Genomic DNA, 18983 nt, shown 5'->3' with positions numbered 1-18983 from the left:
ACTATTAGCAAGAGTATTAGAAAAAGTATGAATTTAAAAAAATTATTTGCATCAGCATTATTAACAGTTGGCCTATGCCAAAGCGTTTTCGCAAAACCAGTTGAAATTGACAAAGTGGTGGGCGTTGTTAACCAAGGTGTTATCTTACAAAGTGAAGTAGACACCATTGTTAATCGCGTAAAGACTCAGGCTGCAGAGCAAGGTCAAGAATTACCTTCTGATGATACACTGCGAATTCAAGCCATTGAGCGTTTAGTTAGCCAAGAACTAATGATGCAACTTGCTGAGCGTATGGGTCTTGAGATTTCAGACTCGCAATTAGACCAAACTTTAGAAAATATGGCGCGTGAGCAAGGTGGCAGTATTGCTGACTTACGTCGGACAATTGAAGCGGCTGGAGACAGCTACCCTGCATATCGCGAAGAAATCCGTAAAGAGATCACCACGCAACAAGTAACTCGCATGAACGTGGATCGCCGTATTTATATCAGTACGCAAGAAATTGATAACCTGTTAAAAATCATGGAAACACAAGGTAAAAATGCCGAAGAATATGACATTGGCCATATCTTGATTGATATTCCTAGTGATGCTACTGCGGATGAAATTGCGAGCGCTAAAACGCGAGCTGAGAAAGTTATTGAGTTTTTAAAAGAAGGCAAAGAGTTCAAGCGTATTGCTATTTCATCTTCAAGCGGCTCAAAGGCACTTGAGGGTGGTCAGCTTGGTTGGATGAGCATCAACGAAATGCCATCGCTATTCGCAGAAGCTGTAAAAGGTCATAAAAAAGATGACATTGTTGGTCCGCTTCGTTCAGGTGCTGGTTTCCACATCGTCAAAGTGCAAGATGTTCGTGGTCGTCAAGTTGTTGAAACAACAGAAGTTCGTTCACGCCATATCTTAGTTAAACCATCAATTATTTTAAGCGAAGAAAAAGCGCGTGACATGCTTAAAGGCTTTGCAAAAGATCTTCGTGATGGTAAAGCTGACTTTGCAGAACTTGCTAAAGAGTACTCTGAAGATCCAGGTTCAGCACTAAAAGGTGGTGAGTACGACTGGACTGACCCAAGCACCTATGTACCAGAGTTTAAAAATACCCTGCTTTCTCTAGATAAAAATGAAATCAGTGAGCCATTCAGAACTCAGTTTGGTTGGCACATTGTACAGCTACTTGATAAGCGTGTAGCAGATAAAACAGAGCAAGCTAAACGTAACCGCGCTCACCAACTACTGTTTAATCGTAAATTTAAAGAAGAAAGTTTCAACTGGCAGCAAGAAATGCGTGAGCAAGCACACGTTGATATTTTCCCAACAGAATAATAATTATGACCATTAGAATTGCAATTACCCCAGGTGAGCCAGCTGGTATTGGCCCTGATTTACTTATCAAGTTAGCGCAGCACCAGTGGGATGCCCAACTGGTGGTGATTGCTGATGGCGCGTTATTAAAACAGCGCGCTAAGTTGCTTGGTTTAGATATCAATTTAATTGACTTCGATGATAGCCAAGCACCAAGCATTGCCCCTGCAGGCAGCGTTTACTTACACCAAGTAGATTTAGGCACTGACGTTGAAGTGGGCGTACTTAATGACGCTAACGGTCAATATGTGTTGGATACACTGCGCATTGCCAGTGAAAAAAATATGGATGGTACTTTTGCTGCTGTTGTTACAGGCCCTGTTCATAAAGGGATTATCAACAAAGCGGGGATTTCGTTCAGCGGTCACACAGAGTATTTTGCACAGCAATCAAATACTGCTGATGTGGTGATGTTGTTAGCTACAGAAGGCTTACGCGTGGCGCTTGTTACAACGCATATACCGCTTGCTTATGTATCGCGCGCAATCACCGTTGAGCGTTTAAGCAAAGTAGCCACAATATTAAATCATGACTTACAAACAAAGTTTGGCATTGAAAAGCCACGCATTCTCGTATGTGGCTTAAACCCACATGCCGGCGAAGATGGTCATTTAGGCACAGAAGAAATTGACACTATAACGCCAACTCTTGAGCTCTTAAATAACCAAGGTATGAACTTAATTGGCCCATTGCCTGCTGACACCCTATTCCAAGATAAATATCTTTCGCAAGCAGATGCAGTGCTTGCAATGTATCACGATCAGGGATTACCTGTGCTAAAATACAAAGGTTTCGGCAATTCGGTCAACATCACTCTTGGCCTGCCATTTATTCGCACCTCAGTAGATCACGGCACGGCTCTCGATTTAGCCGGCACAGGTACTGCTGATGTAGGTAGTTTTGAATTAGCGATCCGCGAAGCAATTAAGCTCGCCCATGAAAAAGCACAGAATCAATGACAGATAAAGTACATTTAGGACACCGCGCTCGTAAGCGTTTTGGTCAAAACTTTTTAAACGATGACATGATCATCGACAAAATCGTCACGGCCATTGATCCTAAACCTGAAGATAATTTAGTAGAAATCGGCCCGGGTCTTGGTGCTATCACTGAGCCAGTCGCTGATTTAAGTGGCCACCTAACGGTTGTTGAGTTAGATAAAGACTTAGCAGAACGTTTAACGAGCCACCCATTTTTAGGGCCAAAGTTAACAGTGCATCAAGGCGATGCAATGAAGTTCGACTTTAGCTCTTTGATCAAGTCAGACGAAAAATTAAAGATTTTTGGTAACTTACCTTACAATGTTTCGACCCCGCTGTTATTCCATTTATTTGAGTTCGCAGATAACGTAGAGCATATGCACTTTATGCTGCAAAAAGAAGTGGTTAAACGTATGGTCGCAGGCCCAGGCAGCAAAGCTTTTGGCCGCTTGAGTGTAATGACACAATATTACTGTCACGCAATGCCAGTGATTGATGTGCCACCAGAGTGCTTTAAGCCAGCCCCTAAGGTCGATTCAGCAGTAATTCGTTTGATCCCTAAAAAGCCTGAACAGCGTTCAGCTAAAAGTACAAAACTTCTTAACACAGTATGCTTAGAAGCCTTTAATCAGCGCCGTAAGACTCTGCGTAATAGTTTATCTAACTTACTTACAGCTGAAGAACTAACAAGCATCGGCATTGATATCACGCTGCGTGCTGAAAGCCTGTCTTTACAACAATTTATTGATATAGCTAATTGGATTTATGACAACAAGCAGTAATCTAGGTTCTCCAATTAAGGTGTCGGTTGAGACCTTCTACGTAGAAGGTCAATCAGAGCCTGAACAAGATAAATACGTTTTTGCTTATTCTATCACCATTAAAAACCACAGTTTATGCAGTGCTAAGCTTTTGAGCCGTTATTGGTTAATTACTGACGCTAACGGCAAAGAAGTGGAAGTACAAGGTGAAGGTGTTGTTGGTGAAACCCCAACCATTGCCCCAGGTGAAAGCTACAAATACACCAGTGGCGCTGTGCTTGATACCCCAGTTGGGACAATGCAAGGTCATTACACCATGCGTAACGAATTTGGGACTGAATTCGAAGCACCAATCGAGGTGTTTCGTTTAGCTCGCCCAAACATATTGCACTAAATAACGATGGCTGATTATGCAATTGGTGATTTACAGGGGTGTTATAGTGAATTTGATGCGTTATTGAAACGGGTCAACTTCAACCCAAGCCAAGATCACCTTTACTTAGTCGGCGATATAGTCGCTCGAGGTCCTGACTCACTCGCCTGTCTCGAGCGTCTTCATACTATGCAAGGCAGTGTAACTATTACCCTTGGTAATCATGATTTACACCTTATCGCTTGTCATTATCTAAATAAACCTGCAAACCCCAAAGATAAGCTGGCCGATGTTTTTAATAGTCCAAAACGCGCTGAATATATTCATTTTTTACAGCAACAGCCATTAGCTATTTGGCTTGAACGCTATAACATGCTGATAAGTCATGCTGGCCTAAATCCTAGCTGGTCAATAAAAAAAGCATTGAAACGTGCTAGTTTTGCCCAGCAATGCTATCAAGGAGCTGATGCAACTCATTACTTCGCCAATATGTACGATCCCCATCCGTTACAGTGGCAATCGAATTTAAGTAGTGAAGCTAAATTTCGCTATATTGTTAATTATTTCACTCGGATGCGGTTCGTAAACCTTACAGGTGAACTCGATTTTGCAAACAAAACCAGTATTAGTGAAGACAGCTCAATAATACCTTGGTTCGATCACCCTGATATTTCTAAGTTAAAACAGCATATTGCATTTGGCCACTGGGCTGCTTTAGAAGGTAAAGTCAAACAAGAAAACATCCACGCACTTGATACAGGCTGTGTTTGGGGTGGCGCAATGACCCTAATGGAACTCAACACAAAAGACTATTTCGTCGAAAAATCCCACTCTTTTATCTAAATAAACTGAAAAATAGCTGAACATCTGTTAGATTTATAACAATTAAAATAAATTTAATTTAAAGCTAATTAAATTTAAATACTTAACTAATTGGCAACCTTGCCGATAAGTGTTGATTAGTACTATTTTCTGGAATTGCATATGAACTTGACCGTTAGACAGCGCATTTGGGGTGGCTTTATTGTTATTACGTTACTCCTGCTTTTTATTGGTGGTAACTCGTTGGTAAAAATTACCAACATAGATCAATCAACACAGCGAGTTAACCAGCTTTCGCTGCCAGCTCTCGATAAGAGTTATGAGTTACAGGTTGAATTTATTTTAATGAGTAAGTCAGCTCAGGCAAGTTTTTATACTAATGCGCAAGATGAACTGGCGACATTAAGAAAAAATTTCAACCAACAAAAAAAACGATATGATAATTCCTACCAAGAGCTTCAACAAATTGTTAGCAACGATCCAAAGCTAAAACAAAGCAGCCAACAAGTTGAGCAAACTTATAAGCGCTTTGTTAAGTCTGTCGACAACCTGTTTGCAGATAAACAAACTCAACTTGAGCTAAATAAAACACTACGCACCCAGCTTGAAAACATCGAAATCAGTGCTGAAGATGCAAATTCAGTGGTGCTTGATATTATTGATATAGATGGACTTGAAGAAAACCATTCACGTGCTTATCAAGCCGCCAATAACATGGAAAACAACTTCCAATCAGTCGTCACTAACAGCACTGATATGCTAACGGTGAAAACTCTCAACACATTAGACATCGTAAAAAATGAACAGGTTTATTACTTAGAAGAAGTTGAGCGTAGTTTAGGGCTCATTCGCCCAGCAATTATTGATAATAACGCCGGTTTGTATAATGATTTAAACGGCTACTTTGAAACGCTTTCAGATAATGTTCGTGGTAATAACAGTTTATCTGCAAATAAAAAACGTTTAATTGATGCAATTGCTAAAACAGAAGCTGAATTAGCAAACGCAGAAAACTCTACTAGTGAAGCATTAAAGCAATTAAAAGAACTAGTTGACCAAGCTACAGTGCTGGCTTTTGACTTGCAGCAAGATGTCAGCGGTAATGTCTCAACAGCAACTATTTGGACTTGGGTTGCCATGGTGATTGCTACTTTAATTGCTATCATCGTTGCTGCTGTGACTGTTAATCGTATAACCAAGCCCCTTTCTGAAGTAAACCGTATCCTTGATATCGTGGCAAGCGGTGACATGACACAGCGTCTTGACGACTCAGCTAAAGACGAATTCGGTGAACTATCACGTAGCTGTAATACGCTAATTGAAAGTTTGCGTACGCTTATCCAAGGTATAATCTCTCGCTCTACACAGCTAGCTGCTGCTTCTGAAGAGACATCGGCAATCACTGAAGAATCTAGCCAAGCTATACGTAATCAACAAGCACAGGTTGAACAAGCGGCAACGGCAACAACTGAGATGAGCAGTACATCACAAGCGGTAAGTAGCAGTGCACAACAAGCTCTTAGTGAAATAAAGAACGCTGATAAAGAAGCAGATCGTGTCAAAGGCATTTCATCACAAAATAAAGCAACCATTGAGCAACTAGCTCGTGAAGTCGATGATGCATCGCAAGTTATCAACCAACTTCATAAAGACAGCGCTTCAATCGGTGGCATTTTAGATGTTATTCGTGGCATTGCTGAGCAAACCAACCTACTTGCGCTTAATGCAGCCATCGAAGCAGCCCGTGCCGGTGAACAAGGCCGAGGCTTCGCCGTAGTTGCTGACGAAGTGCGCTCTCTAGCGAGCAAAACACAAGAGTCGACTCAAGAGATTCAAGCTATGATTGAATCGCTTCAGGTTGGCGCTGAGGCTGCTGTATCAGCAATGTCGAAAGGTAAACAACAAGCTGAGTCATGTGTTGAGCAATCAGACCTTGCAAATACCGCCCTTGATTCAATCACTGCAGCCGTTGCGCAAGCTCACAACGTAAGTGAAGAGATCTCAACAGCTGCTCATGAGCAACAGCAAGTTTCACAAGAAATTAGCGAACGCTTAGAGTCGATTGTAGCAATTGCTGAACAAACAGCTGAAGGCGCAAACCAAACCAATATTTCAAGTTCAGAAGTAGCAAAACTGGCTGAAGAACTACGTTTATCGGTGGATGCGTTTAAAGTTTAAGAAGCTGTAAACGAGCTACGAGCTACGAGCTACGAGCTAACAAAATATAGAAGCCGTGTTTGTGAAAACAAACACGGCTTTTTGTATCTATTCACTTTATAAGCTGTTATTCAGGCATAAAAAAACCGCAACGAGTGCGGTTTCTTAAATTCTATTTGCGTTTCAATTAAAGGCCTGCGCGGTCTTTAATAACAGCGATTAGTGGTGAACCACCGTGACCGTTCGACTCAGCCCAAGCAATATCAGCACCATCTTCTAAAGAGCTTTTTGATAAGTTCTTAACAATATACTCACCAGTATCTGCCGCGCCGCTTTCGATTGCATGACGAAGCATGTTATTGCCATTGCATTTCACAGCATCAAAAATGTTACGAATTTTCACACGTGAGCTTTTAAGCTTACTACGCAAACGGTTTTTATCATCAGCTGCGATATATTCACAGATAGAAACCGCTAATTGATCATCAGCTTTTGCTGGTGCTGTATACGCAACTGACGCTGATACAACAGCCGCTGCAAGTAACATATTTGGTAACTTCATCATATTTTGCCCTTATGTAATACTTTTTTCTTACCAAGATTGTGTAATATTGTACCAACTAATTAATTTTACCGCAATAATGTTACGAATTTTTGTACAGGGTTACAAAAGTATACGAGTGAGGGTTTTTGTTATCAGGCTGATGCTTTTCTTGCTCGGCAACTGTCCAATTAGCAACACTTTCGTAATCTGGGAATTGCGTATCACCGGCCACTTCGAGGTCGATGAATGTTAAGTATAGACGATCTGCTTGAGACAGGAATTGTTCGTATATATTTCCGCCACCAATAATCATAACTTCTTCAACATCAGCAACCAATTTCAGCGCAGCTTCTGGAGAAGTAACCACCTCAATACCCTCTGCTGTGTAATCAACATTACGCGTGATAATAATATTTTGACGACCTGGTAAAGGGCGGCCTATTGATTCAAACGTTTTGCGGCCCATGATCACAGGCTTTGCCATGGTTACTTTTTTAAAGTGTTGCAGATCGGCGGGTAAATGCCATGGCATTTGGTTGTCTTGGCCAATTACTCGGTTATTTGCCATAGCAGCAATCATTGAAATTTTCACACTAAACCTTAATACTTTTTTCTTATTAATAAAAAAGGAGCGCATGGCTCCTTTTCAGTTTTAAATTTTATCGTTGGTAGATAACTTCTACGTCGTAGTCATCATCATCCCAGTCGTCATCCCAATCATCATCGTCTTGAGAGGTCGCTTTCTGATGGTAAGTATCCCACTTAAATTCAACTTCTTCTTTCTCTTCTTCAGCGAATTTCTCTTTCGGCATACTATCAAGTAGCGCCATAATGTCATGACACAATGCTTGAGTATTTTGTTTATTCGCAGCAGAGATACGGTAAACATTAGCCTCTTCACCTAGCTCTTCGGCAATTTCATTACACAGGGCTTCAGCTTCATCTTCTGGTAATAGGTCAATTTTGTTAAATACTAACCAGCGCGGCTTTTCAGCAAGTTTAGGGCTGTATTGGTGTAGCTCATTAATAATCGCAAAGGCATTATCAACCGGATTTGTGCCATCAACAGGCATAACATCAATGATATGCAGTAATACACGACAACGCTCTAAGTGTTTTAAGAAGCGAATACCAAGGCCTGCGCCATCTGAAGCCCCTTCGATTAGACCTGGGATATCAGCAATTACAAATGACTTATTCGCATCTGGGCGTACTACACCAAGATTAGGAATAAGCGTCGTAAACGGGTAATCTGCCACTTTTGGTTTAGCTGCAGAAACACTACGGATAAACGTTGATTTACCAGCATTTGGTAAACCAAGTAAGCCAACATCAGCAAGTAGCATTAGCTCTAGACGTAAGCTGCGAACTTCACCAGGTGTACCTAGTGTTTTTTGACGTGGAGCGCGGTTTGTACTTGATTTAAAACGTGCATTCCCCAAGCCATGGAAACCACCTTTTGCAACAACAACCTTTTGACCATGCTTGGTCAAATCACCTAATGACTCTTCAGTATCAACATCAATGATACGTGTACCAACAGGCACTTTAAGCGTTAAATCAGCGCCTTTTTTACCAGTCATGTTACGGCTTTGACCATTTGTGCCGCGCTCTGCTTTATGAAAACGCTCAAATTGGTAATCAATTAACGTATTTAAGTTTTCATCGGCTTGTAGATAAACGCTGCCGCCATCGCCGCCGTCGCCGCCATCAGGACCGCCATCTGGTACATATTTTTCACGTCGGAAAGATACGACACCGCTGCCGCCATCACCCGCGTCACAACGAATTTCTACTTCATCTACAAACTTCATGATTACTCACTTTAAGATTGGCTTGTTAATAACTCTATTATATACCTAAGTGCCCTATTCAGCACCCAATGCCAAGGCGCTTAGGTATATATTTATACGCACGATTATGTGCCTTAAAACAAAAAACCCCGCAAAGGCGGGGTTTTTCAAATATCGAGATGATTACTCAGCTACGATATTTACGTATTTACGGTTTAAAGGACCTTTCTGTTCGAATTGAACTTTACCATCTGCTTTTGCGAAGATAGTGTGGTCTTTACCGATACCTACGTTTGCGCCAGCGTGGAAACGAGTACCACGTTGACGAACAATGATGCTACCCGCTAGAACTGATTCGCCACCAAAACGCTTAACACCTAGGCGTTTGCTTTCTGAATCACGACCGTTACGAGTACTACCAGCTGCTTTTTTATGTGCCATTTCTCAGTACCTCTAATTAAGCGCTAATGCCAGTGATTTTAACTTCAGTGAACCATTGACGATGGCCCATTTGCTTACGAGAATGCTTACGACGTCTAAATTTAACAATCTTAACTTTCTCACCGCGACCGTGTGAAACAACCTCAGCTGTTACTTTACCACCGTTTACGAACGGTACACCGATCTCGATTTTCTCACCATCAGCAACTAAAAGTACTGAATCAAATTCAACTGCTGCACCAGTTTCAACGTCTAATTTCTCAAGACGAATTGTTTGACCTTCAGTCACACGGTGCTGTTTACCACCACTTTGGAAAACCGCGTACATAATTAACTCCGTCTGTGCGCCCTCAAATCGACGCAACTAAAATATTCTTCAATAGGGCGCGAAGTTTACGCTAATGTGCAAAAACTAGCAAGCCTCTTTTTCGATAAAATGAATAAAAAATAGCTGCATTGAGAGCAATTCAATATTTTCCCCTATTCTATCCTAAAAACACCACATGCCAAGCGGTTTTTACGATCTCATGACAATTAAATTACGCTAATAATACGCACCTTTAAAATTCAAAAAGCTGATCACTTATTAATCAAGGTTATAAATTTATCTTGGCAAAATTGATCTCAAATAAAAAACTTTACAGTGTTTTTTTACTGAATCATCACAAAATATCGAGCAAGCGCTTTTTTTGTTGTACAATCAGCCCCGTATACCCATAAATATTGGCTCGGAGATCAATGGATATAAAAGCTATCCAGACGTTAATCGAAAATGAAATGGATGACGTCAATCAACTTATACATGCCCAAATGCGCTCAGATGTCGCATTGGTTAACCAACTCGGTTTATACATAGTAAACAGTGGCGGTAAACGCGTTCGTCCTATGTTGGCCATTTTAGCGGCAAAAGCACTTGGTTATGAGGGCAAAGACCATATTACGCTTGCCACTATCATCGAATTTATTCATACCGCCACTTTATTGCATGACGACGTTGTCGACGAGTCACATTTGCGCCGTGGTACGCCTACAGCCAACGCAGAGTTTGGTAATGCAGCGAGCGTTTTGGTCGGTGACTTTATCTATACACGTTCATTTCAGCTTATGGTTGGCCTAGGTAAAATGCCAATCATGCAAATTTTAGCGGATGCAACCAATGTCATCGCTGAAGGTGAAGTATTACAGCTAATGAACTGTAATGACCCTGACACCACAGAACAAAGCTATATGCAGGTTATTTACAGCAAAACGGCAAAATTGTTCGAAGCTGCAACCGGCCTTGCTGCAATTATTACCGAGCAAGACAAACAAACCCTTGAAGCATTAAACTTATACGGTATGCATCTTGGCACTGCATTCCAATTAGTGGATGATGTACTTGATTACAACGCTGATGCCGAGCAACTTGGTAAAAATATTGGCGATGATTTAGCTGAAGGTAAACCTACCCTACCGCTTATCTACGCAATGCAAAAAGGCACACCAGAGCAAGTTAAGCTAGTACGCGAAGCAATTGAGCTTGGTAATGGTATGGACCATTTAGAAAGCATTCTAGCGGCATTAGCTGACACTAAGGCCCTTGAGTTTGCAATGCAAAAAGCTGAGCAAGAAGCTGACAAAGCAATTGCTTGTATTGCGTTCTTACCAGATACACCGTACAAACAAGCCTTAGAGAGTTTGGCCCGTATCGCCGTTGCCCGCGATCACTAAACACTATTTATTCGAGCCATTAAAAAAGCCTGCATTTGCAGGCTTTTTTGTTTTCGGCGATTTAAAAAATCGCCTATCATCTGTCGGAATTAACCGTTGATGAAATCAACACCTTCTTGGATGTCTTTGTTAAGTGTAGCTAGCATGTCGTTTTTAGCTTGCTCTTCGAATGCACTTAACTCACCGTAAGAAAGGATTTCTTCAACGCCGTTTTTACCTAGACGAACTGGGTGTGCGAAGTATGCTGCGTCACCGTTTTCAACTGCAACGTATGCGTAATCAACTACTTCTTCACCTTGTAAGCCTTTAACTAAAGACATACAGAAGCGTGCTGCAGCTGCACCCATAGAAAGAGTCGCTGAACCGCCACCCGCTTTAGCGTTAACAACTTCAGTACCTGCGTTTTGGATACGTGGAGTTAATGCCGCAACTTCTTCGTCAGTGAAAGTAACACCTTCAACTTGAGAAAGAAGAGGAAGGATTGTCGTACCTGAGTGACCGCCGATCACTGGAACTTTAACGTCAGTTGCGCTTAAACCTTTAAGTTCAGCAACAAATGCTTCTGAACGGATCACGTCAAGCGTTGTGATACCGAATACACGGCCTGCATCGTAAGTACCCGCTTTTTTGAATACTTCAGCAACGATTGGCACTGTGCCGTTTACTGGGTTAGTGATGATACCTACTAACGCTTTAGGACAGTTTTTAACGATGCCTTCAGCTAATGTTTTGATGATACCTGCGTTTACGTTGAAAAGGTCCGCACGGTCCATGCCTGGCTTACGTGGCATACCCGCTGGGATAAGAACGATATCACAACCAGCTAATGCTGCGTCTAAGCTGTCAGCACCAAAGCCTTCAACTTTAACGTCTGTTGGGATGTGAGAAAGATCAACCGCTACACCAGGAACAACAGGGGCAACATCGTATAACGATAATTCAGAACCTGCAGGTAAACTTGTTTTTAATAATAAAGACAATGCTTGGCCGATACCGCCAGCTGCGCCTAAAACAGCAACTTTCATTGGAATTCTCCGTAATTTGAGGTAGGAAATATTTGTGGCCCTAAAGATAATGAAATTAGCGACTAAAAACAAATTTATCCTGCTTATTTCGCGTATAATTTCGACCATAGTTGTAAACTTGGCTGTAAAGACACAGCATTTTGGACGACTTTGTAAACTAATACTGCATAAATATGCAGAGTTGTGTAGAATTACCCTACATTTTATGAATAAAGAAACGGCAACATGCAACCACAAGACAAACAAGAAGCACTGATCAAAGCGTTTAAAGCGCTATTAAAAGAAGAAAACTTCGGCTCACAAGGTGAGATTGTCGAAGCATTAAAAGAGCAAGGCTTTGATAATATTAGTCAAAGTAAAGTCTCTCGCATGTTAAGCAAGTTCGGTGCAGTACGTACTCGTAATGCAAAACAAGAAATGGTCTATTGCTTACCGGCTGAGATGGGTGTGCCAACAGCGAAAAGCCCGCTGCGTCAGCTTGTTATTGATATTATGCATAACGAAATGATGATTATCATTCGCACCAGTCCAGGCGCAGCACAATTAATTGCTCGTTTACTTGATTCACTCGGTAAGGCGGATGGTGTACTCGGTACCATTGCAGGCGACGACACTATTTTTATCGCCCCTGCGAAGATTTCTGAAATCGATGTGACGCTCGATCGCGTGCGCACTTTATTCGATACCGTTTAAAGTTGCTTTAAGAAGTTTACTGACGGGGCGAAAAACGCAGATCCCATATCGGCTTGAGTAAAATCGAGCCAATAATCATAGCAATCGCCCTGCCCCAAGCGACTCTTTAATACCTGCTCAAACGCATCCCCTTGCGCAGCACACGAAACCATTAAAATTCCCTGCTTATGCACATCACCAAATGGCATGCTTTGGTTTAGCAATAGTGGCTGGCCATGCTCATCTTTTAATTCACTACGAACCGCATGACTGGTTTCTACAGCAGGCACAATCAAGGTGTTATCTAGACGCGTGCGCCCCATGATTTGCTCTTGCTCTGATAACGATAAATGCTGCCAGACACTCAAATCATGCACAAAGCGCTGAACATGGATATAGCTGCCTTGGTCTTCAAAGTGACCCGGTTTGTCGATAAGTGCTGTACTACGCTTTTGACGGCCATGAGGTGTATCGCCTGCATAAATAAAGCCGTTAAAATCACGTCCATCTAAAAACCGAAAATTACGGACCTGCTCCACCAGCTCAACATCCGGTGTTAATAATTTTAGGATTTGCAGGGCAAATAGATGGTTTACATCTTCACGGTCTGAGCGAATTTGTACATACAAATCAAATGGCTGGGCACTCATCACATGATCACTGTGAGTTACATTCGGAAAGCTTTGCAATTGACTAGGAATAAACTCGGGCAAGATATGCGGCCAATACTGAGCACCAAGGGCAACCACGCACGATAGCATGGCTTCTGAGAACTGATCAGCAAACTCATCTTGAATGACGCTAACGCGTTTTAGTTTTTTACGTAATGACTCATCGTGGCCATCGTAAACATTAAAAAACAGGTGCAAACCATGTAAGTTTGCTTCAGCACAAATCCCAGATTGCGCTTGCGCCATAGTGAATCCTTAGCTTCTCGTTATTTGCACAAAGCCAAGGATTCAAGATTGTTATTTATTACTAATCATGAAAAAAATTGACTGTGTGCGGCATTATTTTTATTTTTACAGGTTGCTCAACAGCTAACACGCGGTCTTGCTCTGCAGCAACTTCACACTCTTGCCCTGCAATATTAATTCGATATACATAACGCGTACCGATAAAGCGCCTGTGCAAAATAGTTAAACTGTTTGCGTCACTGTGCGCAGCTTCACACAACTGAATATGGTGCGGTCTTATATACACTTGACCTTGCTGACAATCTGCATTGTTCGGTGTCAATGAGTGAACCACACCAAACGCCGTTTCGTATTCAGTTGGCGTTAATACTTTTGCCGTTAAGTATATGCCCGTACCAAGAAACTCTGCAACCACCTTTGAGTTAGGTTGGCTAAATAACTGCTCAGGAGAGCCTTGTTGGGCTATTTTTCCACCATGCATAACCGCAAGCGTGTCAGCAAATGCGAAAGCTTCTTCCTTTGAGTGAGTAACAAATACCGCAGAAACCTGCTGAGCTTTAATAATTCGGCGTATATCTGCAATAAGCTCAAAACGCACTTGTGTATCAATATTCGAAAATGGCTCATCAAGTAATAATAAACTTGGTTTGTAAGCAAGTGCACGGGCTATTGCCACACGTTGCTGTTGGCCACCAGAAAGCTGATGAGGGTATCGCTGTGCACAACCATCGAGTTTAACAAGGCTAAGCATTTCATCTACACGCTCTCGCTTTTGCGCTTTGCTCATATTGCTAAGACCAAACGCAATGTTGTCGCTTACCGTTAAATGAGGAAACAGCGCATAGTCTTGGAACATCATGCCAATATTACGTTTTTCCGGTGCAACAAACAGCCCACTATCGTTGACCACTTTTGAATCAATACTCATATAGCCTTGATCAGGCTGTAAAATCCCGGCAATTGCCTTTAAGGTGGTGGTTTTGCCGCAGCCACTTGCGCCAAGCAAACAGACGATTTCATCTTGTTCAACATTGAGGTTTAGTTCACTCAACACCTGAGTCGCATTGTACTGATAAGCTAAGTCTTTAATTATCAAATGACTCATGAGTGATTTTGCTCCATCGAACGATTAACGAAATACAAAGGGATTAACCCAACTAACACGATAAACAAGGCTGAAATTGACGCAAGCTCCAATTGCTCATCACTAACATATTGAAAAACATGAGTTGCTAGGGTTTCAAAATTAAAAGGTCTGAGTAATAGAGCTGCAGGTAACTCTTTCATGCACTCAATAAACACTAACAAACCAGCTGTTAAAATACCGCGTTTTAATAGCGGTAAATGTACTCGCCAAAGGGTTTGCATGGGCCCTTTGCCCATTGATTGGCTGGCCATATCTAACGATGGGCTAATACGTAAAAAACTGCTTTCAAGCGCGCCATGCGCAATCGCATAAAAACGTACAACATAAGCAAAAATCATCGCAAATAAAGTACCGCTTAAAAGTAACCCTGGTGATAGACCAAAAGGCTCAAGCCAATTATTTAATGCATCATCTAACTGAGTTAATGGAAGCAATACAGCAATCGCTAATACAGTACCAGATAAGGCATAGCCAGTACTTGCTAAACGCCCAGGGATCAAAGGGTAAGCTTGCTTCGCAATGCGTTGATAAAACAATACCAATAAGCTCAATAGGATAGTTGCAATGCTCACCACTACAGCCACTTTAAAGCTTTGCCAAGCGTAATTAAAGAATGCCCCATTCCATGCTTCATCTGCATAGACAATGGCATATTTAACTAATACTCCAACCGGCAGAATAAAAGCCAATACCAGCACAACGGTGCAAGCCAAGCTTGCAGCCCATGCCGCACCGCCTTTTAAGCGATACAAAGTTGCGCTGTTTACGCTTGACTGACGTTCATACACAGCTTGATTGCGACGACTAAAGCGCTCAACCATGATGGTTAAAAACAAAATCAGTAACATAATACCTGATATTTTCGCCGCTGCGGTTAATGAGTAATAGCCAAGCCATGTATCATAAACAGCGGTCGTCAGTGTGCTCACAGCAAAGTAGTTAACAGTAGCAAAATCAGCCATAGCCTCCATACTGATCAATGTAACCCCTGCCACAATTGCCCCACGACCAAGAGGCAAACTAACGCGTAAAAAACTTTGTAATGGTGATAGCCCCATTAGTTGACTAGCTTGCACTAGTTTAAAAGACTGCTCTCTGAGTGCCGTTTTAAAAATTAGGTATAAGTAAGGATAGAGTACCAAGGCAATCATAAAAATAGCCCCAGTCAATGTACGAATATCAAAAAACCAGTAATCGTCTGGTGATTGCCAACCAAACCAGTCTCTGAGTGCGATCTGTACAGGCCCTGCGTAATCAAGTAAGTCGGTATACACGTAGGCGATAAGATAAGTTGGCATTGCTAAAGGCAGCATTAACGCCCATTCAAATTGCTTACGCCCAGGAAACTCGCAATATGCAGTTAACCAAGCTAACGGCAATGCTATTACACAGCTCAGCAGCCCTACCCCTGCAATGAGTATGAGAGTATTACGGGTATAATCCCACAGCACAGTATCGAAAAGGTGCTGAAATACATCTGAATCTCCTTGCAGAGATTCAAATAATAAAAAGCCTAATGGCGTAACAAGCAACAGGCCAATAAGCCAGGCTATAAGCTGCCAACGCGACAGCGAAAACTTCACATGCATAAGTGGATTAATACCAGATAAAATAAAAGCTGTTAAAAAACAGCTTTTATAAAAATGTGTTACGAGAAATATCCTCGTTATAAATCAAACTTTACTTCATCAATCAGCTTCAGTGCCACAGGGCGATATTTGCTGATCTCATCAAGAGGAAGGCTATCTTCTTTAAACTCACCCCATGATGCAACCATCTCAGATAATGCAACCCCTTGCTTTACAGGGTATTCCATATTAACGGAAGCATACATATTTTGCGCCTTATTGTCGGTCATATACTCAACCAGTTTCAAGGCATTTTCAGGGTTTTTAGCATAACGGGTCATAACAACGCCCGATACATTGATATGAGAGCCACGGTTCGTTTGGTTAGGGAAGTTAATATATACCGCTTCTGCCCATGATTTTTGCTGCTCATCTTGCATCATTTTGCCAAAATAATAGCTGTTGCCTAACGCCAGATCGCATAAACCTTCTTTTACGGCTTTGACTTGAGCTCTGTCATTACCTTGCGGTTTACGTGCTAAATTGGCTTTTACGCCCTCAAGCCATTGCTTAGTTTTTGCTTCGCCATGGTGAGCAACCATAGAAGCAACTAAACCTAAATTGTAAGGATGTTTACCAGAGCGAGTACAGATTTTACCTTTGTATTTTGGGTCTGCTAAATCTTCGTATGTTAACTCACCAAGCGCACCAACGCGCTCTTTTGCGGAGTAAACATTACGTACACGCTTGGTAAGTGCTATCCATTGACCGTCGGAATCGCGAAAAGTACTTGGCACATTCGCATTAACTACATCACTATTAATTGATTGCGTTAAGCCTAAATCTTCTAATTGAATCAGCGCACTAAAATTTGAGGTTAATACTAAATCAGCCTTGCTGTGCTTACCTTCACGCTTTACACGTTCAATCAGCCCTTTTTTGGCAAAAACCACATTGGTTTTAATACCTGTTTGCTTAGTGAAATCATCCAAAATAGGCTGAATTAAGAATGGTTGACGAAACGAGTAAATATTTACTACATCTGCAGCAAATGTAGGCGCGCTTAATAATGCGCTAAGTAATACTAAGGCTGTTTTTTTCATTTTATAGCACCTAAATAATAACAATTATCAAAATATTTTACCTAGAGTTAGGGCAAAGTGCACCCGTTTAAACTTATATTTCAATCAACATAGCTGCCATTTAGGAATTTGCATGTAAGACATATCTCACCCACATGGCAGTTATTGAGTAAAAAGCACCAGCAAACACTGCATAAAAACACTTAACCAACTGAAATTTAATGAAATATATTAAATGACAATAAAATAACCAACAGATTAAATAAGATTTTGACCTACTCAGCTTTGCCTATTTCTCTATAATTACTTACATCAACTAAGCAAGAAGCTTAATGAGTAGATGGATAAGGAAGCATTACTCATAATACCGCGGAATAAGGTTCATTAGGAGAATAAGGAATCAAGGACAGGCTCAGGAAGAGTAACGCAATGGAGTGACAACCTACGGACAGCATCAGGATGATGTGGAATGGCATAACAACAGGATGTTGTTATACAGGAAGTTCAAAAAGTGGAATAAAGGACAGGCCGTTAGGGCATCGCAACGGATTTGCAAATAAAGGGATAGTGTCGGGATGGCACGTAAGGGAATGGTAAAGTGATTACCAGCAAGGATGTAAAGGACTAACAAGGAAACAAGGCGGGATTGCCTTATATTACACAGAACCAACAAGTAAAGTGTAATCGCATGGATTGGCAAAGTTTAGGGAGTTGATTAGATTCAATTGCAGGATGCAAAAAATTAAGAAGATTCCGCAAGCGCGACTAGAGATAGTACGCGCTTTTCTTTTGCCTACAATTTAGTAAAAAGTTATTGCTCTGGGCGTCCCTTATTTCGCTTACCAAGCAGGTAAGCATCTCTAAACTTAATAAAATGTTGCTCAAGCTTTTGAGTTGCATCTTCTTCACCAGCAAGAGCAAGAACCATAATAGCCACCTCAGCAGTACCTAGTTGATGCTCATGCGGGGCAACACGCAATCGATAATCCGAAAGCTTTTCAGGTGTAATTGAAAGCACAGGAAAATTATCTAGATAAGGGCTTTTACGGATCATTTTCTTTGCTTCGCGCCAAGTACCATCTAAAAAGATAAACAATGGACGCTTACCTTCAACAGGGGTTACTTCGGTGATCACCCGCTCTTCGTCGTCTACATCGCTAGCAGGAAAAATAACCATTGGCTGATACTGGGGATCTGCCAATAAGCTTAATAAGGCTTCATCTGGATTTGTTCTATCCCATTTAAAGGCATGGTTATCTGGCACGATTTCAGCAATTAAACGGCCAGTATTTGACGGCTTAAAACTCTCATTATGGTACATAAGTAAACAAACCGCGGCATCACACTTTGCCTGTTCAACACCATCACAAATACAATAGTGTTCGGCTAATAAACATCGCTCACAACGCGTTAACTTTGCTCCTCGCGCTTTAAATTCACGACGAGACTCAGTCATTTGCTGAGCACGAAGCTTTAACACGGAATTATTTGAGATAGTAGCCACTGTATTTACCAGATAATTAAACGGCGCGTATTGTAGCTAAAAATAAGGGGAATAGATATTGATCTAAGTGGTTAGTGGTTAGTGGTTAGTGGTTAGTGGTTAGTGGTTAGTGGTTAGTGGTTAGTGGT

At 41.5% G+C, this 18983-nt stretch carries 19 protein-coding genes; 8 read left to right on the top strand and 11 right to left on the bottom strand.

Annotated elements, in window-relative coordinates; all coding sequences use genetic code 11:
- The first annotated feature begins 27 nt into the window (after positions 1–27).
- From surA to NO991_RS15295, 6 genes are all read left to right on the top strand, one after another.
- Positions 28–1320: a peptidylprolyl isomerase SurA gene (surA, locus tag NO991_RS15320; RefSeq protein WP_300362139.1), complete on the top strand. Its 1293-nt coding sequence runs from the start codon at positions 28–30 to the stop codon at positions 1318–1320.
- 5 nt (positions 1321–1325) lie between these two features.
- Positions 1326–2318, top strand: a complete 993-nt coding sequence (gene pdxA, locus NO991_RS15315) for a 4-hydroxythreonine-4-phosphate dehydrogenase PdxA (protein WP_054550998.1) — start codon at positions 1326–1328, stop codon at positions 2316–2318.
- Positions 2315–3121, top strand: coding sequence for a 16S rRNA (adenine(1518)-N(6)/adenine(1519)-N(6))-dimethyltransferase RsmA (rsmA, locus tag NO991_RS15310; protein ID WP_054550997.1), 807 nt, complete (start codon positions 2315–2317; stop codon positions 3119–3121). The genes pdxA and rsmA overlap by 4 nt, the downstream gene beginning before the upstream one ends.
- On the top strand, positions 3105–3494 hold the full coding sequence (gene apaG / locus NO991_RS15305) for a Co2+/Mg2+ efflux protein ApaG (RefSeq protein WP_054550996.1): 390 nt from the start codon (positions 3105–3107) through the stop codon (positions 3492–3494). Before rsmA ends, apaG begins: the two co-directional genes overlap by 17 nt.
- Positions 3495–3500: 6 nt before the next feature.
- The gene (locus tag NO991_RS15300; protein WP_054550995.1) at positions 3501–4316 is read left to right on the top strand and encodes a symmetrical bis(5'-nucleosyl)-tetraphosphatase; all 816 of its coding nucleotides are present in this window, start codon (positions 3501–3503) and stop codon (positions 4314–4316) included.
- 141 nt (positions 4317–4457) lie between these two features.
- Complete coding sequence (locus tag NO991_RS15295) at positions 4458–6473, top strand: methyl-accepting chemotaxis protein (RefSeq protein WP_187490280.1); 2016 nt, start codon at positions 4458–4460, stop codon at positions 6471–6473.
- 166 nt (positions 6474–6639) lie between these two features.
- Here the strand turns inward: NO991_RS15295 and NO991_RS15290 are convergent, their stop codons facing one another.
- From NO991_RS15290 to rplU, 5 genes are all read right to left on the bottom strand, one after another.
- A complete protein-coding gene (locus tag NO991_RS15290; RefSeq protein WP_054551017.1) occupies positions 6640–7017 on the bottom strand; it encodes a DUF3718 domain-containing protein in 378 nt (125 codons plus the stop codon).
- A gap of 79 nt (positions 7018–7096) precedes the next feature.
- Entirely contained in the window at positions 7097–7576 is a 480-nt protein-coding gene (gene folA, locus NO991_RS15285; RefSeq protein ID WP_166340613.1) for a type 3 dihydrofolate reductase, read from the bottom strand.
- A 79-nt stretch (positions 7577–7655) separates the two neighbouring features.
- Positions 7656–8810, bottom strand: a complete 1155-nt coding sequence (cgtA, locus tag NO991_RS15280) for an Obg family GTPase CgtA (protein ID WP_138619097.1) — start codon at positions 8808–8810, stop codon at positions 7656–7658.
- 162 nt (positions 8811–8972) lie between these two features.
- Positions 8973–9230, bottom strand: coding sequence for a 50S ribosomal protein L27 (rpmA, locus tag NO991_RS15275; RefSeq protein WP_054551015.1), 258 nt, complete (start codon positions 9228–9230; stop codon positions 8973–8975).
- Between the two features lie 16 nt (positions 9231–9246).
- Positions 9247–9558, bottom strand: a complete 312-nt coding sequence (gene rplU, locus NO991_RS15270; RefSeq protein WP_036965957.1) for a 50S ribosomal protein L21 — start codon at positions 9556–9558, stop codon at positions 9247–9249.
- A 410-nt stretch (positions 9559–9968) separates the two neighbouring features.
- Between rplU and ispB the strand changes: the two genes are divergently transcribed.
- On the top strand, positions 9969–10940 hold the full coding sequence (gene ispB / locus NO991_RS15265; RefSeq protein ID WP_054551014.1) for an octaprenyl diphosphate synthase: 972 nt from the start codon (positions 9969–9971) through the stop codon (positions 10938–10940).
- Positions 10941–11029: 89 nt separating this feature from the next.
- Here the strand turns inward: ispB and mdh are convergent, their stop codons facing one another.
- Positions 11030–11965 carry a malate dehydrogenase gene (gene mdh / locus NO991_RS15260; RefSeq protein WP_054551013.1) on the bottom strand — a complete coding sequence of 312 codons (936 nt, stop codon included), beginning with the start codon at positions 11963–11965 and terminating at the stop codon, positions 11030–11032.
- Positions 11966–12190: 225 nt separating this feature from the next.
- Between mdh and argR the strand changes: the two genes are divergently transcribed.
- Complete coding sequence (gene argR, locus NO991_RS15255; RefSeq protein WP_054551012.1) at positions 12191–12658, top strand: transcriptional regulator ArgR; 468 nt, start codon at positions 12191–12193, stop codon at positions 12656–12658.
- Here argR and NO991_RS15250 read toward each other — a convergent pair.
- The 5 genes from NO991_RS15250 to NO991_RS15230 form a co-directional block, all read right to left on the bottom strand.
- Entirely contained in the window at positions 12655–13554 is a 900-nt protein-coding gene (locus NO991_RS15250; protein ID WP_187490278.1) for a Dyp-type peroxidase, read from the bottom strand. The genes argR and NO991_RS15250 overlap by 4 nt on opposite strands.
- A gap of 61 nt (positions 13555–13615) precedes the next feature.
- Complete coding sequence (locus NO991_RS15245; protein ID WP_166340488.1) at positions 13616–14659, bottom strand: ABC transporter ATP-binding protein; 1044 nt, start codon at positions 14657–14659, stop codon at positions 13616–13618.
- A complete protein-coding gene (locus NO991_RS15240; protein WP_300362428.1) occupies positions 14656–16290 on the bottom strand; it encodes an iron ABC transporter permease in 1635 nt (544 codons plus the stop codon). Before NO991_RS15240 ends, NO991_RS15245 begins: the two co-directional genes overlap by 4 nt.
- 77 nt (positions 16291–16367) lie before the next feature.
- Positions 16368–17372, bottom strand: coding sequence for a Fe(3+) ABC transporter substrate-binding protein (locus NO991_RS15235; protein ID WP_187490276.1), 1005 nt, complete (start codon positions 17370–17372; stop codon positions 16368–16370).
- 790 nt (positions 17373–18162) lie between these two features.
- Positions 18163–18807 carry a tRNA-uridine aminocarboxypropyltransferase gene (locus NO991_RS15230; protein WP_187490306.1) on the bottom strand — a complete coding sequence of 215 codons (645 nt, stop codon included), beginning with the start codon at positions 18805–18807 and terminating at the stop codon, positions 18163–18165.
- Positions 18808–18983: the final 176 nt, after the last annotated feature.

This window comes from Pseudoalteromonas sp. DY56-GL22 (assembly GCF_041414715.1).
In the GTDB taxonomy this organism is placed as follows: domain Bacteria; phylum Pseudomonadota; class Gammaproteobacteria; order Enterobacterales; family Alteromonadaceae; genus Pseudoalteromonas; species Pseudoalteromonas simplex.
This window is presented reverse-complemented; position numbering and strand designations above follow the sequence as displayed.

What these genes read in the sequence shown, in the direction of transcription:
- surA (WP_300362139.1), top strand. Translation starts at nt 28, where the DNA reads ATGAATTTAAAAAAATTATTTGCATCAGCATTATTAACAGTTGGCCTA.
- pdxA (WP_054550998.1), top strand. Translation starts at nt 1,326, where the DNA reads ATGACCATTAGAATTGCAATTACCCCAGGTGAGCCAGCTGGTATTGGC.
- rsmA (WP_054550997.1), top strand. Translation starts at nt 2,315, where the DNA reads ATGACAGATAAAGTACATTTAGGACACCGCGCTCGTAAGCGTTTTGGT.
- apaG (WP_054550996.1), top strand. Translation starts at nt 3,105, where the DNA reads ATGACAACAAGCAGTAATCTAGGTTCTCCAATTAAGGTGTCGGTTGAG.
- NO991_RS15300 (WP_054550995.1), top strand. Translation starts at nt 3,501, where the DNA reads ATGGCTGATTATGCAATTGGTGATTTACAGGGGTGTTATAGTGAATTT.
- NO991_RS15295 (WP_187490280.1), top strand. Translation starts at nt 4,458, where the DNA reads ATGAACTTGACCGTTAGACAGCGCATTTGGGGTGGCTTTATTGTTATT.
- NO991_RS15290 (WP_054551017.1), bottom strand. Translation starts at nt 7,017, where the DNA reads ATGATGAAGTTACCAAATATGTTACTTGCAGCGGCTGTTGTATCAGCG.
- folA (WP_166340613.1), bottom strand. Translation starts at nt 7,576, where the DNA reads ATGATTGCTGCTATGGCAAATAACCGAGTAATTGGCCAAGACAACCAA.
- cgtA (WP_138619097.1), bottom strand. Translation starts at nt 8,810, where the DNA reads ATGAAGTTTGTAGATGAAGTAGAAATTCGTTGTGACGCGGGTGATGGC.
- rpmA (WP_054551015.1), bottom strand. Translation starts at nt 9,230, where the DNA reads ATGGCACATAAAAAAGCAGCTGGTAGTACTCGTAACGGTCGTGATTCA.
- rplU (WP_036965957.1), bottom strand. Translation starts at nt 9,558, where the DNA reads ATGTACGCGGTTTTCCAAAGTGGTGGTAAACAGCACCGTGTGACTGAA.
- ispB (WP_054551014.1), top strand. Translation starts at nt 9,969, where the DNA reads ATGGATATAAAAGCTATCCAGACGTTAATCGAAAATGAAATGGATGAC.
- mdh (WP_054551013.1), bottom strand. Translation starts at nt 11,965, where the DNA reads ATGAAAGTTGCTGTTTTAGGCGCAGCTGGCGGTATCGGCCAAGCATTG.
- argR (WP_054551012.1), top strand. Translation starts at nt 12,191, where the DNA reads ATGCAACCACAAGACAAACAAGAAGCACTGATCAAAGCGTTTAAAGCG.
- NO991_RS15250 (WP_187490278.1), bottom strand. Translation starts at nt 13,554, where the DNA reads ATGGCGCAAGCGCAATCTGGGATTTGTGCTGAAGCAAACTTACATGGT.
- NO991_RS15245 (WP_166340488.1), bottom strand. Translation starts at nt 14,659, where the DNA reads ATGAGTCATTTGATAATTAAAGACTTAGCTTATCAGTACAATGCGACT.
- NO991_RS15240 (WP_300362428.1), bottom strand. Translation starts at nt 16,290, where the DNA reads ATGCATGTGAAGTTTTCGCTGTCGCGTTGGCAGCTTATAGCCTGGCTT.
- NO991_RS15235 (WP_187490276.1), bottom strand. Translation starts at nt 17,372, where the DNA reads ATGAAAAAAACAGCCTTAGTATTACTTAGCGCATTATTAAGCGCGCCT.
- NO991_RS15230 (WP_187490306.1), bottom strand. Translation starts at nt 18,807, where the DNA reads ATGACTGAGTCTCGTCGTGAATTTAAAGCGCGAGGAGCAAAGTTAACG.